Origin of the sequence: Micromonospora sp. URMC 106 (assembly GCF_051386395.1) — a bacterium.
GTDB lineage: Bacteria > Actinomycetota > Actinomycetes > Mycobacteriales > Micromonosporaceae > Micromonospora.
The window spans coordinates 77,522-90,345 of the sequence record NZ_JBPQTP010000016.1 but is presented as its reverse complement, the minus strand read 5'-3'; the positions used below and the strand labels follow the sequence as shown (position 1 = coordinate 90,345).

Below are 12,824 nucleotides of genomic sequence, written 5' to 3'. Positions count from 1 at the left end.
CCCGCACCCCACGCCCGGCGCACGGCGCACCCCGCGCCCCGCACCCCACGCCCGGCGCCCGGCGCACGGCGCACGGCGCCAAGATCGCGCAAGTTCCGGGAAGTAGTGGCCTCCGGTGGGGCCAGAGGCGACTACTTCCGGGAAGTAGCGCGTACTTCCGGGAAGTAGCGCGGATCTTGACGCTGATGGTGCGTGTGGCCGAGGCCGCAGAGCGGGGATCTTGACCGGCCGGGACGGCCATGATCGAGTTGTGGCATGACGCAGCAGTGGCGGGCGCAGTTCGACGCGGAGGTGAGCTTCGCCAACGGCGGCGGGCTGCAGACGGACGGTTTCCGGCTGGACATTCCCGGCCGCACGATCACCGACGACGAGCTGGCGGCGCTGTTCGTCCGGCATCTCGGGTTGCTGATGGTCGCCGACGTCCGGATCAGCAACAAGACGATCATCGAGGAGCCGCACAAGGGCGGCCGTGGCCTGGCCACCTCGGCCGGCAGCACCACCGCCGCGACCAGCCCGGCCGCCGAGGCCGGCGCGGTGGGCACGGATGGCGCCACCGGCCCGCACGGTGCGGGTGGACGGCGGCTGGTGGAGCTGAGCCACGTGATCGCCGACGGGATGACCACCCTGCCGGGCTGGCCGGCCCCGCGGATCACGGAATGGCTGACCCGCGAGGCGTCCCGGGCCAACTACGCCCCGGGCACCGAGTTCCACGTGGCGCGGATCGACATGATCGCCAACACCGGCACGTACCTGGACACCCCCTCGCACCGCTACGCCGACGGCGCCGACCTCGCCGGCACGCCGCTGGACCGCCTCGCCGACCTGCCCGCGATCGTGGTACGGGTGCCGGCCGGCACCCGCGCGATCGACCGGCTGCTGCTGGCGCCGTACGACGTCGCCGGGCGGGCGGTGCTGCTGCACACCGGCTGGTCGGCGCACTTCGGCACCGACCGGTACGGCGCCCCGGAAGCGCCCTACCTCACCGGGGACGGCGCCCGCGCCCTCGTCGAGTCGGGTGCCGCCCTGGTCGGCATCGACTCGATCAACATCGACGACATGAGCGCGGCGGCGGCCGGCGAGCGCCCGGCGCACAGCACGCTGCTGGCCGCCGGCGTCCCGATCGTGGAGCACCTGACCGGTCTCGACGCACTGCCTCCGGAGGGTTTCCGGTTCACGGCGGCCCCGCCGCTGGTGGCCGGCATGGGCACCTTCCCGGTCCGCGCGTTCGCCGTCGTCCCGGCCTGACCAGCCGCCGTCGCGGCCTGACCTCCCGTCCCAGCCTGGCCCGGCCGACCAGCCGGGACCGCTCAGTACCGCACGGAGATCCGGCGCGTGACGGCGTCGACGCGGACCTCCCCGCCGTACGGGAAGATCAGCTGCGGGTCGGTGTGGCCGAGGTCGACGTCGAACACCGCCACGGCGTCCGGGTGGTAGGCGGCGAGCGCCCGGGTGATCGCCGCCCGCTGGGCGTCGGCCCACTCCCGCCGCTCCTCGACGGTGTGCGGCCGCTCGAAGTCCCACGCCTTCGCCCGGCCGACGAGCACGGCCGGGAACGCGGCGAGCAGCCCCCGCTCCCCCATGTCGCGCAGCATCCGGAACACCTCGGTGGCCGAGGGCAGTTCCTCCGAGGTCTCGACGATCAGCACCGACCCGGCCAGGTCCCGGGCCGGCGGGACCCGGTCGGCGGCCATCAGCCCGTGCAGGATCTCCAGGTTGCCGCCCCAGGTGCGCCCCTCGACCACGGTCGACGGTCCCTGCCAGCGCCAGCCCTCCCCCGGCAGCATCTCCGGCTCGTGGGCCAGCGTCGCCGGGTCGCGCCAGTCGTTGGGCCGGTCGCCCCACTCCGGCGCGGGCGTGAGGTCGTACCAGCCGGAGGTGAAGAGGGCGGCGCGCAGCGAGTCGAACGTCAGCGGGTGCGGCCGGCCGGGTCGGCCGAGGTGCACCAGCACCGACCCGCCGTGGTAGCCCACGATGCCCAGTCGGTGCAGGTGGTTGAGCAGGTTGGTGTTGTCGGAGTAGCCGAAGAACGGCTTCGGGTTCGCCCGCAGCACGGCGTCGTCCAGGTGCGGGGTGACCGTGATCTGGTCGTCGCCGCCGACCGTGGCGAGCACGGCGGTGATCGTCGGGTCGGCGAAGGCGGCGGTCAGGTCCCGCGCCCGGTCGCGCGGGTCGGCGCCCATCACCCGGGTGGTCGGATACTCCACCGGTTCCAGGCCGAACTCCTCGCGCAGCCGACGCAACCCCAGCTCGTACACGTGGGGAAAGATCGCGGGCAGGCCGGCGGAGGGTGAGACGACCGCGACGCGGTCGCCCGGGCGGGGCTTGGGAGGGTAGTTCGGCGACGTCATGATCGGACGCTATCGGGTCGGTCGAACAGCTTCCCCCCGGATAACTGCGGCGAAAGCCGCGCAAACCGCCCTAGGCTGACGGCGTGGACGAGGAAGCACGCAGCCGGCTGCGCACCGCGGCACTGCTGCTCGGCACGCTGGCGCTCGCCACCGCGTTCATCGCCGCCTACGTGGGCGCGCTGCACCAGCCGACCCCCCGTGACGTGCCGGTCGGGGTGGTGCTCGGCGACCAGAAGGCCCAGGCCCTCCTCGCCGCCGTGCGCAACCAGACCGACAGGATCAAACCGATCCAGTACGACGATCCGGGCGCCGCCGACGACGGCCTGACCACCCGCAAGGTGTACGGCGTGCTCGCCACCACGCCGGAGGGCGGGCTGGTCCTCACCACCGCCAGCGCCTCCGCACCCGCCGCGACCGACGTCGTCGCGCAGGTGCTCGGCACCGCCGCCCGGCAGGCGGAACTCCCGCTGCGGGTCACCGACGAGGTGCCGGTGGCCGAGGCCGACCCGCGCGGGCTCGTCCCGTTCTACCTGGCCGTCGGGTACGTCCTCGGCGGGTATCTCGCCTCCACCGTCCTCGGGCTCGCGGGCGGCACCGCGCCACGGGGTCCGCGCCGCGCGGCGCTGCGGCTCGCCGCGCTCGCGGCGTACAGCCTGGTGCTCGGGGCCCTCGGCGCGGTGGTGGTCGGACCGCTCCTCGGCGTCTGGGACCACGACCTGGTGGGCGTCGCCGCCGCCGGGGCGCTGGCGGTGTTCGCGGCGGCGGCGGTCGCCGCCGCGGTCCAGGGCTGGCTCGGGCTGCTCGGCACCGGCCTGGTGATCCTGCTGCTGGTGGTGCTCGGCAACCCCGGCTCCGGCGGCATCTACGCCCCCGAGTTCCTGCCCACCGGGCTGCGCGGCATGCACCTGTGGAACGTGCCGGGGCTGGCCACCGACCTGCTGAAGTCCGTCATCTACTTCGACCGGCGGTCGACCGGCTGGCCGCTCACCGGGCTCGCCCTGTGGTGCGCCCTCGGCGCGGTCGGGCTGCTCACCGCCAGCGCGGTCCGGGGCCGTCGGGCGACGCCGGACCGCCCGCCCGACCGGCCCCTGCCCGCATCGGACTGAGCAGCCCGACGAAGGGAGCGCCGAGCGACCCGGTCACCCGGCGTCCCAACCCACCTCGTCCACCGCCGCACCCCCGGTCGGGGATTGCCCGTCCGCAGACTGCTCAGCAGTTGCTCGGCCGGCTCGGCGAACTCGTGGAAGCCGGTAGCGACGGCCCGTCGCAGCATCTCGATCGCGCGTTCGCGGTCGCCGTCGTCGGCGGCCAGCTCACCGAGCCGGAAGGTGGCCTCGGCGACCAGCGCCGGATCGTCAGCGGACCTCAGCGCCCGGCCGTACCAGGCGCGGGCCCCGTCGCGTCGCGCAGACGCTCCCAGTCGCCGTCGGCCACCGGGAAGTTCCGGGTCGCCACCCGGTCGACCCGCCGGACGTACCGGTGGGCGTTCGTGGCCAGCCAGTCCTCGTCGAGGAGCTGCTCCAGGCCGACCATCCGCAGTGGATGGAGCGCGGTGATCGGCTCGAAGCGCATCGCACCCCACAACTCCTGCAGGAAGAAGCCCGGATCGTCCGGGAGCGGCGGGTGGGTCCGGCTGTCGGTGTCGTAGTACACGAGGAAGACGCGGAACCTGACGCGCGACGCGTCGGCGGCGACGTCGAGGACGCGGACGCCGTACAGATCGGTGGACATGCGACCCTTCCGGACGAGCAGGTATCGACAGGCACGGAATGGCCCCGTCCGGGTACGACATGTCGTCCGACCACCGCCAGGGGGCCTTGGGCCGATATCGGCGCTAACCGACTTGTCCGGCAACTAGGATATTTCCGCCATAAGCTGGCCGGGTGGGCGAGCAAGGAAGGGCGGGGGCCGTCGCACGCGCCCGGCCCCGGCGCGGATACCATCAGCCTGAACGGACAGCGCTGTCCTTCGTACTCACGTAAGGAGCGCACCGTGACCGACCAGCACGACCACGACGGCCCCGACGCCGCGCTGCGGGCCGACATCCGCCGCCTCGGCACCCTGCTCGGGCAGACCCTCGCCCGCCAGGAGGGCCGCCCGCTGCTCGACCTGGTCGAGGAGATCCGCGCGCTGGTGCGCTCCGACGCGCCCTCCGCGGCCCAGCGCCTCGCCGGCCTCGACGTCACCACCGGCACCAAGTTGGCCCGCGCCTTCTCCACCTACTTCCACCTGGCCAACATCACCGAGCAGGTGCACCGGGGTCGGGACCTGCGCCGCCGCCGGGCGATCCAGGGCGGCTGGCTGGACCAGGCGGCCAAGATGATCGCCGAGCGCGGGGTGCCGGCCGAGGAGATCGCCGCGGCGGCCCGCCGGCTGGCGGTACGGCCCGTCTTCACCGCGCACCCGACCGAGGCGGCCCGCCGGTCGATCCTGTCGAAGCTGCGCGCGATCGCCGACGAACTGGACACCGAGACCGCTAACGCGATCCTCTACGGCGCCAGCGACGAGGGCCCGGCCAACCGCCGCCTCGCCGAGCTGCTCGACCTGATGTGGCAGACCGACGAGCTGCGGCTCGACCGGCCGGACCCGACCGACGAGGCCCGCAACGCCATCTACTACCTGCGCGACCTGTACGCCGAGGCCGCCCCGCAGGTGCTCGACGACCTCGCCGACACGCTGCGCACCCTCGGCGTGGAGACCTCCCCCACCGCCCGGCCGCTGAGCTTCGGCACCTGGATCGGCGGCGACCGCGACGGCAACCCGTTCGTCACCCCGACCGTGACCCGCGAGGTGCTGACCATCCAGCACGAGCACGGCATCGCGGCCACCGAGAAGGCGATGGACCACCTGATCAACGAGGTGTCCGTCTCCCGGCGGCTGCGCGGGGTGTCGCTCGACCTCTCCGCCAGCCTCGCCGCCGACCTGGACGCGCTGCCCGAGGTGGCGCCCCGGTTCCGCCGGGTCAACGCCGAGGAGCCCTACCGGCTCAAGGCCCGCTGCGTGAAGGCGAAGCTGGCCAACACCCGGCAGCGGCTGCGGCAGGGCACCGCACACGTGCCCGGCCGGGACTACCGCGGCTCGGCCGAGCTGATCGCCGACCTGGAGCTGCTGCGCGCCTCGCTGGCCCGCAACGCCGGCCAGCTCACCGCCGTGGGCCGGCTCGCCTCGACCATCCGTACGGTCTCCGCGTTCGGGCTGCACCTGGCGACCATGGACGTGCGGGAGCACGCCGAGGCGCACCACGCGGTGCTGGCCCAGCTTTACGCGGCCGTCGGCGAGGTCTCCGACTACCCGTCACTGACCCGGCTCGAGCGCACGAAGCTGCTGGCCGACGAGCTGACCGGGCGTCGGCCGCTCTCCACGCTCGACACCCCGCTGACCGAGGCGGCACGCAAGACGTTCGACGTGTTCGGCACCATCCGCGAGGCGCAGGACCGGTTCGGCAACGAGGTCATCGAGTCGTACATCATCTCGATGACCCTCGGGGTCGACGACGTGCTCGCGGCGGTGGTGCTGGCCCGCGAGGCCGGCCTGGTCGACGTGCACAGCGGCCGCGCCCGGATCGGCTTCGTGCCGCTGCTGGAGACCCCGGCCGAACTGAACGCCGGCGGCGAACTCCTCGACGAGCTGCTCTCGCTGCCGGCGTACCGGGCGCTGGTGGCGGCCCGCGGCGACGTGCAGGAGGTGATGCTGGGCTACTCCGACTCCAACAAGGAGGCCGGCATCACCACCAGCCAGTGGTCGATCCACCGGGCCCAGCGCGCGCTGCGCGACGTGGCCGCCCGGCACGGCGTGCACCTGCGGCTCTTCCACGGCCGGGGCGGCACGGTGGGGCGCGGCGGCGGGCCGACGCACGAGGCGATCCTGGCCCAGCCGTACGGCACCCTGGACGGCGCGATCAAGGTGACCGAGCAGGGCGAGGTCATCTCCGACAAGTACTCGCTGCCGTCGCTGGCCCGGGAGAACCTCGAGCTGACCCTGGCCGCGGTGCTCCAGGCGACGCTGCTGCACACCGCGCCCCGGCAGCCCGCCGAGATGCTGGAGCGCTGGGACGCGACGATGGAGCTGGTCTCCGACGCGGCGTTCCGGTCGTACCGGTCGCTGGTGGAGGACCCGGACCTGCCGGCGTACTTCTGGGCGTCGACGCCGACGGAGCTGCTCGGCGCGCTGAACATCGGCTCCCGGCCGGCGAAGCGGCCGAACACCGGGGCCGGGCTCGCCGGACTGCGCGCCATCCCGTGGGTGTTCGGCTGGACCCAGACCCGGCAGATCGTGCCCGGCTGGTTCGGGGTGGGCACCGGCCTGGCCGCGGCCCGGGCCGCCGGCCTGGAGGACGTGCTGGCCGAGATGCACCGCAACTGGCACTTCTTCCGCACGTTCCTGTCCAACGTGGAGATGATGCTCACCAAGACCGACCTGAGCATCGCCCGCCGGTACGTCGAGACGCTGGTGCCGAAGAAGCTGCACCCGATCTTCCACCAGATCGAGCAGGAGTACGAGCTGACCAGGCAGGAGGTGCTGGCGGTGACCGGCTCCCCGGCGCTGCTGGACAGCTCGCCGGTGCTCCAGCGCACCCTGGCCGTCCGCGACACCTACCTGGAGCCGCTGCACCACCTCCAGGTGGCCCTGCTGCGCCAGTACCGGGAGTCCGGGGCGGCGGGCCGCGCGGTGGCCACCGCGCCGGGCGGCCGGCGCGCGCCGAACGACGGCACCGCGCTGGAGCGGGCCCTGCTCACCACGGTCAACGGCATCGCCGCCGGCATGCGCAACACCGGCTGAGGTCGCGCCGGGGCACGGGTGCGGGGCAACCCCGCCGCCCCGTCCGCACGCGCACGAGGGCCCCGGTCACGCCGACCGAGGCCCTCGTGCGTCACTCGTCGACGCGGTCAGAAGTCCCCGCCGCCGAAGTCGCCGCCCCCGAAGTCGCCCCCGCCGAAGTCACCGCCACCGAAGTCGCCGCCCTGGTCAACGGCGCCGACGTCGCCGCCCGCGTCGCCGCCCTGGTCGCCGTAGTCGGCGCCGTCGCCGAAGCCCTCCTGGTAGCCGGCCTCGTAGCCGTAGCCCGGGTCGGCGAAGGCGGGCGAGAAGAGCGCGTCGGCGATCAGCAGGCCGCCGACCACCCCCGCGCCGGCACCCAGCGCGGTCTTCCACCACGGGGTGGAGTACCAGCCCGCCGGCACCGGCCGGCCCTGGAACCGCCCACCGGGGTAGTAGTAGGGCGTGTCCTGGCCGGGCTGCGGGCCGGCCTTGAAGGTCTGGCCCCGCACGTCCACCTGGCGTTCCCTGGTCAGCTCGCCGGCGCCCTGCGCGGCCGCCAGCGGGGGCAGCTCGGGGCCGGGGTCGATGCCGAGCGCCACCCGGGCGGCCCGGGCGTACGTCAGCCCCTCCAGCGCGGTCTCCCGGGCCAGGCGGTACTGCTGGACGGTCCGGGCCTGTTCGAGCTGGCTGCCGGCCGCGTTGTAGCGCTCGCCCGCGTCGACCAGCGCCTGGCGCACCGCCGGGTGGTCGCCGTGCAGGTTCATCACCTGTCCGCCCAGGCGCTCGTACCAGCGCTGGGCGTCGGCCCGCACGTCGGCCAGGCTGCGCGCCTCGCGGGCGGCGCGCTCCCGCCGCCACCAGACGAACGCCCCCACCAGCAGCACCACCAGCACCGCCACGAGCAGAAGTTCCATGGCACGAAGGTACCCGCGCCGACCACGTCGTACGCCTCCGGCGGTGCGCCGCACGGCCCGTGCCCGCCGGCCCGGCGACACGCGCCGGCCGCGTCCCCGGCGGCACCCGCCGCACTCGTCTGGCAAGCTCCGGTGGTGGACTTCTCGACGCTGGCCGTGGTGCTCGTCTGCCTCGCCGCGGGAGGGGCGGTGGGCTGGTACGCCGCCCGCGCCCGCTCGGCCACCGACATCGCGCGGCTGGACGCCACGCTGCGGGCCACCCGGGAGGGCGAGGGCCGGCTGGAGCAGTCCATGCGGGCGCTCAGCTACGAGGCAACCGCCCAGTCCCAGGAGGCCGTCGCCCGGGCGGTGGCCCCGCTGCACGAGACGCTGCGCCGCTACGAGCAGCGGGTCGCCGAGCTGGAGCGGGACCGGATCGACGCCTACGCCGAGCTGCGCGAGCAGGTCCGGGCGATGAGCAGCGTCTCGGGCGAGCTGCGCACCGAGACGAAGCAACTGGTGGCGGCGCTGCGGGCGCCGCAGGTGCGGGGCCGGTGGGGCGAGCACCAGTTGCGCCGGATCGTGGAGGCGGCCGGCATGCTGGAGCACTGCGACTTCTCCGAGCAGGTCACCGCCGCCACCGACCACCAGGGCGTCCGCCCCGACCTGGTGGTCCGCCTGCACGGCGGCCGGTCGGTGGTGGTGGACGCCAAGGCCCCCTTCGACGCCTACCTGACGGCGATGGAGGCCCGCGACGAGCGGGGCCGCGACACCCACCTCGACGCGCACGCGAAGCACCTGCGGGCGCACGTCGACGCGCTGGCCGCCAAGTCCTACTGGGCCGCGTTCGACAGCACGCCGGAGTTCGTGGTGCTCTTCGTGCCGGCCGACCCGTTCCTCGACGTCGCGTTGCAGCGCGACCCGACGCTGCTGGAGCACGCGTTCGCCCGCAACGTGGTGCTGGCGACCCCGGCGACCCTGGTCGCGCTGCTGCGCACGGTCGCCTACTCGTGGCGGCAGGAGGCGCTGGCGCGCAACGCGGTGGCGGTGCACTCGTTGGCCCGCGAGCTGTACGGGCGACTGTCCACCCTGGGCGACCACGTCGGCAAGCTGGGTGCCTCGCTCGGCGGCGCGGTGACCGCGTACAACCGGGCGGTGGGGTCGCTGGAGGCCCGGGTGCTGGTCAGCGCCCGTAAGCTCGCCGAGCTGGGGGTCTCCGACCAGGAGTTGGCCGCGCCGGCGCAGATCGAGCTGGCCCCCCGCCAGCCGCAGGCTCCGGAGCTGCTCGAAACCGCCGACGCGGACGCGCCGACCGGTCGGTCGACACTGGACTGACGGCCGATACCTACCACCTCCGATGTGACAATGCGCATCCCCGCATGTCACGAAGTGGTCACAACGAACTCGCCGGTAGTGACAGTGACCAGCGGCAGCACGAAGGATTCGGTCACGCGCGCCCTGCATCTGAGGGCCCTGTTCTCTGGAGGAAAGAGAACGTGAGCAAACCCCGAAACCTGAGCCGGCGTACCTCCGCCGCGCTCTTCGCGTCGGTTGTGGCGGCCAGCGCCGTGACCGTCGCGGGCGGTGCCGCGAGCGCCGCACCGACCGCACCCGACACCTCGCAGGCCACCCCCGCCGAGGCGCTGGGCTCGCACGACGCCAAGCTGCTCGCCGAGGCGGAGGCGAAGAAGGCGCCGACCGTCACGCTGATCGTCGCCACCGACAAGGGCGAGGCGAAGGACGTCGCCGACGACCTCAAGGCGCTCGGCGCCGCGGTCACCGAGCGGTACGACAGCATCGGGTACGTCCTGGCCAAGGTTCCCACCTCGAAGGTGCTGAAGGCGGCCACGCTGCCCGGCGTCTCCGCTGTGGACCTGGACGAGACCATCCAGCTCCCCGACCCGACGCCCGAGGTGGCCCCCGGCGGCAAGAAGGCGGCGAAGCAGGCCGCGACCCTGCCCGGCCCCGGCGCCGACACCCCGGCCGCGAACCCGTACATGCCGACCCACGAGATCGGCGCGGTCGACTTCGTCCGCGAGCACCCGGAGTGGGACGGCCGCGGCGTCACGGTCGGCATCATGGACTCCGGTGTGGACCTCGGCCACCCGGCGCTCCAGAAGACCACCACCGGCGAGCGGAAGATCGTCGACTGGGTCACCGCGACCGACCCGTTCGAGGACGCCACCTGGCGCGCCATGATCACCGAGGTGACCGGCCCGACGTTCACCGCGTCCGGCGCGACCTGGAAGGCCCCGGCGGGCACCTACCGGTTCAACCGCTTCAGCGAGTCGATCACGGCCAACAGCGACCCGGCCGGTGACGTCAACCGCGACGGGGACCGGACCGACGCGTTCGGCATCCTCTACGACCCGGCCACCCACAACGTCTGGGTCGACACCAACCAGAACAACGACTTCACCGACGACGCCCTGATGCGGCCGTACAAGGAGAAGTTCGACGTCGGCTACTTCGGCACCGACAACCCGGCGACCGCCGTCGCCGAGCGGATGCCGTTCGTCGTCGAGTACCGCGAGGACGTGGACACCGCCCCCGTCGGCGGCCCCGGCCTGGTCGACTACGTCAACATCGGCATCGTCGAAAGCACCCACGGCACCCACGTCGCCGGCATCACCGCCGCCAACGACATGCTCGGCAACGGCGCCTTCGACGGTGCCGCGCCCGGTGCCAAGCTGGTCTCCGCCCGCGCCTGCTCGTGGGGCGGCGGCTGCACCTACGCCGCCCTCACCACCGGCATGGCCGACCTGGTCATCAACCGCAAGGTCGACGTCATCAACATGTCGATCGGCGGCCTGCCGGCGCTGAACGACGGCAACAACGCCCGCGCCGAGCTCTACAACAACCTGATCACCACCTACGGCGTGCAGATGTTCATCTCGGCCGGCAACTCCGGCCCGGGCCTGAACACCATCGGCGACCCGTCGGTGGCGTCCAACGTGGTCAGCCTCGCCGCGAGCATCAGCAAGGACACCTGGCTGGCGAACTACGGCTCGGTGGTGAAGCGGAAGAACGCGCTGTTCAACTTCTCCTCCCGCGGCCCGCGCGAGGACGGCGGTGTCAAGCCGAACGTCGCCGCGCCCGGCTCCGCCATCTCCACCGCGCCGACCTGGCAGCTCGGCAGCCCGGCCCCCGAGGCGGGCTACCCGCTGCCTCCGGGCTACGCGATGCTGAACGGCACCTCGATGGCCTCCCCGCAGGCCGCCGGCGCCGCCGCGCTGCTGCTGTCGGCCGCCAAGGCGACCGACAAGGGCGTCACCCCGGCCGCGCTGCGCCGGGCGATCTACTCGTCGGCCAAGCCGATCAAGGACGTCCCGACGTACGCCCAGGGCTTCGGCATGTTCAACGTGCCGGGCGCCTGGAAGCTGCTGCGCAAGGGGGTGGAGACCCGCTCCTACACCTCCGACGCCCCGGTCTGCACCGTGCTCTCCGGGCAGCTCGGCACCCCGAACCGGGGCGCCGGCGTCTACAACCGCTGCGGCTCCGCCGACGGCGGGCACCGGGTCGGCCAGTCGAAGACCTACCAGGTCAAGATCACCCGTACCAGCGGGCCGGCCGGCACCGTGAAGCACGTGGTGGGCCTGCGCGGCAACGACGGCACCTTCACGGCGCCGAAGACCGTCTCGCTCCCGCTGAACACGACCGTCACGGTCGCGGTCACCGCCAAGCCCGCCACCGCCGGCGCGCACGGCGCGATCATGACGATCGACGACCCGGGCACCTCGGTGATCGACTTCGAGGTCTCCACCGTCGTCGTGGCCTCGAACGACGTGAAGAAGCCGGACTACTCCTTCTCGGCCGAGGGCTCGGTCGACCGGAACGGCTTCACCTCGTACTTCGTGACGGTGCCCCCGGGCGCCGGCGCCCTCCAGGTGAACCTCTCCGGCATCGCCACCGGTTCGCAGACCCGGTTCATCGCCTTCAACCCGTACGGCGTCCCGGTGGAGAGCACCTCCAGCCTCGCCTGCTACACCAACTTCTCCGACGCCAACGCCTGCAAGCCGCAGGAGCGCGACTACCAGAACCCGATCGCCGGGGTCTGGGAGATCGAGGTGGAGTCCCGCCGGACCTCGCCGTCGCTGAACAACCCGTACCAGCTCACGGCGCGGGTGCAGGGTGTCGCCGTCGAGCCGGCCGTGGTCGAGCTGCCGTCGGTCTCCGCCGGTGCGGCGACCCCGGTGACCTGGTCGCTGACCAACACCTTCGGCCCGGTCGCGGTGACCGGCCAGGGCGGCCCGCTCTCCAGCGTGCACGCCGAGCGGCCGACCATCGTCGAGGGCGCGTCGCAGGAGTTCACCGTGGAGGTGCCGGCGGGGGCGACCCGCTTCACCGCCCGGATCGGCAACCCGGCCAGCGCCGCCGCCGACCTCGACCTCTACGTCTTCCGTGGGACCACGGAGGTCGGCCGGGCCGCCGACGGCGACTCGGAGGAGGCCGTGACCATCAACAACCCGGCGGCGGGCACCTACCGGGTGGTCGTCGAGGGCTACGCGGTGGACGGGGCCGGTGGCAGCACCGCCTACGACTACCGCGACTCGTTCTCCGCGGCGGCGCTGGGCAGCCTCTCGGCGCCGGCCACCCCGCTCACCCTGGCCAACGGCGCCACCGCCACCCTGACGGGTACGGTGACCGCCCAGTCCACCCCGGCCGCCGGCCGGGCGCTCTTCGGTGAGCTGTCCGTGGTGACCACCGAGGGCGCGGTCGTCGGCCGCGGCGCCGTCTCCATCGGCGCCGTGAACTGACCGTCCCGCACCGGAACACCGGAGCCCGCCCCCAGCCGGGGGCGGGCTCCGCCCGTCTCCGGGTCCGG

General features: G+C 73.6%; 8 protein-coding genes. 5 read left to right on the top strand and 3 right to left on the bottom strand.

Translation table 11 applies throughout. From position 1 onward, the window contains the following. Nucleotides 1-255 precede the first annotated feature (255 nt). A complete protein-coding gene (locus ACSNOB_RS08325) occupies nt 256-1,245 on the top strand; it encodes a cyclase family protein (RefSeq protein WP_436685984.1) in 990 nt (329 codons plus the stop codon). Between the two features lie 62 nt (nt 1,246-1,307). On the opposite strand, the gene ACSNOB_RS08320 is transcribed toward ACSNOB_RS08325, so the two are convergent. Next, on the bottom strand, nt 1,308-2,348 hold the full coding sequence (locus tag ACSNOB_RS08320) for a S66 family peptidase (RefSeq protein ID WP_436685983.1): 1,041 nt from the start codon (nt 2,346-2,348) through the stop codon (nt 1,308-1,310). An 83-nt stretch (nt 2,349-2,431) separates the two neighbouring features. Here ACSNOB_RS08320 and ACSNOB_RS08315 point away from each other — a divergent pair, with 83 nt between their 5' ends. Continuing rightward, entirely contained in the window at nt 2,432-3,454 is a 1,023-nt protein-coding gene (locus ACSNOB_RS08315) for a hypothetical protein (protein WP_436685982.1), read from the top strand. A 259-nt stretch (nt 3,455-3,713) separates the two neighbouring features. Here ACSNOB_RS08315 and ACSNOB_RS08310 read toward each other — a convergent pair whose 3' ends face one another. After that, nucleotides 3,714-4,079 carry a hypothetical protein gene (locus ACSNOB_RS08310; protein ID WP_436685981.1) on the bottom strand — a complete coding sequence of 122 codons (366 nt, stop codon included), beginning with the start codon at nt 4,077-4,079 and terminating at the stop codon, nt 3,714-3,716. Between the two features lie 261 nt (nt 4,080-4,340). Here ACSNOB_RS08310 and ppc point away from each other — a divergent pair, with 261 nt between their 5' ends. After that, on the top strand, nt 4,341-7,127 hold the full coding sequence (gene ppc, locus ACSNOB_RS08305) for a phosphoenolpyruvate carboxylase (RefSeq protein ID WP_436685980.1): 2,787 nt from the start codon (nt 4,341-4,343) through the stop codon (nt 7,125-7,127). 107 nt (nt 7,128-7,234) lie between these two features. Here the strand turns inward: ppc and ACSNOB_RS08300 are convergent, their stop codons facing one another. Further along, nucleotides 7,235-8,020, bottom strand: a complete 786-nt coding sequence (locus ACSNOB_RS08300; RefSeq protein ID WP_436685979.1) for a hypothetical protein — start codon at nt 8,018-8,020, stop codon at nt 7,235-7,237. A gap of 135 nt (nt 8,021-8,155) precedes the next feature. On the opposite strand from ACSNOB_RS08300, the gene ACSNOB_RS08295 reads away from it, so the two are divergent. Together ACSNOB_RS08295 and ACSNOB_RS08290 are read left to right on the top strand one after the other, a co-directional pair. Further along, entirely contained in the window at nt 8,156-9,334 is a 1,179-nt protein-coding gene (locus tag ACSNOB_RS08295; RefSeq protein WP_436685978.1) for a DNA recombination protein RmuC, read from the top strand. Between the two features lie 161 nt (nt 9,335-9,495). Beyond that, a complete protein-coding gene (locus tag ACSNOB_RS08290) occupies nt 9,496-12,756 on the top strand; it encodes a S8 family serine peptidase (RefSeq protein WP_436685977.1) in 3,261 nt (1,086 codons plus the stop codon). Nucleotides 12,757-12,824 lie beyond the last annotated feature (68 nt).

Bases quoted from the DNA above. Each gene is read 5' to 3' on its own strand.
- ACSNOB_RS08325 (WP_436685984.1), top strand. From the start codon at position 256: ATGACGCAGCAGTGGCGGGCGCAGTTCGACGCGGAGGTGAGCTTCGCC.
- ACSNOB_RS08320 (WP_436685983.1), bottom strand. From the start codon at position 2,348: ATGACGTCGCCGAACTACCCTCCCAAGCCCCGCCCGGGCGACCGCGTC.
- ACSNOB_RS08310 (WP_436685981.1), bottom strand. From the start codon at position 4,079: ATGTCCACCGATCTGTACGGCGTCCGCGTCCTCGACGTCGCCGCCGAC.
- ACSNOB_RS08300 (WP_436685979.1), bottom strand. From the start codon at position 8,020: ATGGAACTTCTGCTCGTGGCGGTGCTGGTGGTGCTGCTGGTGGGGGCG.